Below are 598 nucleotides of genomic sequence, written 5' to 3' on the forward strand. Positions count from 1 at the left end.
ACATCACCGGTGGTGTTCAACCCGATCACCGGCTCACGCGCCGGCACACTCGCCACCACCGCACGGAACTCATCGAGAATCCCGTCCAGATGGTGGCTGTGGAACGCGTGCGAAACCTTCAGCAGCTTCGCCTTGCGTCCCTCGATGAGCGCCATCACCGCATCGGCATCACCGGACACCACCACCGACGTCGGCCCGTTCACCGCCGCCAGACCGACCCGCCCCTCAACGAGATACGGCCGGATCTCCTCCTCCGACGCCACGACCGACGCCATCAACCCACCGGCCGGAGCCGACGCCATCAACCGCCCACGCGCCGCCACAATCCTGCACGCGCCCTCAAGGTCCCAGACACCGGCCAGATACGCGGCCGTCAACTCACCGATCGAGTGCCCACCCAGCCACCGCGGCCGCAACCCCCAGGCCTCCAACTGCCGGTAGACCGCCACCTGCACCGCGAACAGCCCCACCTGCGCGAACTGCGTCTCATCGATCCGCTCACCCAGGTCGACGTCCACATGCGACCGGACCTCGTCCAGCGCGGCGGAGAACTCCGGCAGCACGCCGTACAGGTCCAGACCCATCCCGGGCCGCTGCG

Annotated in this window: 1 protein-coding gene; it reads right to left on the minus strand. The window is 68.4% G+C overall.

What is annotated here, in order from left to right; genetic code table 11:
• On the minus strand, positions 1-584 hold a 584-nt coding region (locus IEZ31_RS55900), incomplete at its 3' end, for an acyltransferase domain-containing protein (RefSeq protein WP_229837344.1).
• Between the last annotated feature and the right edge of the window lie 14 nt (positions 585-598).

The organism is Dactylosporangium sucinum (genome assembly GCF_014647515.1).
Taxonomy (GTDB): Bacteria; Actinomycetota; Actinomycetes; order Mycobacteriales; family Micromonosporaceae; genus Dactylosporangium; species Dactylosporangium sucinum.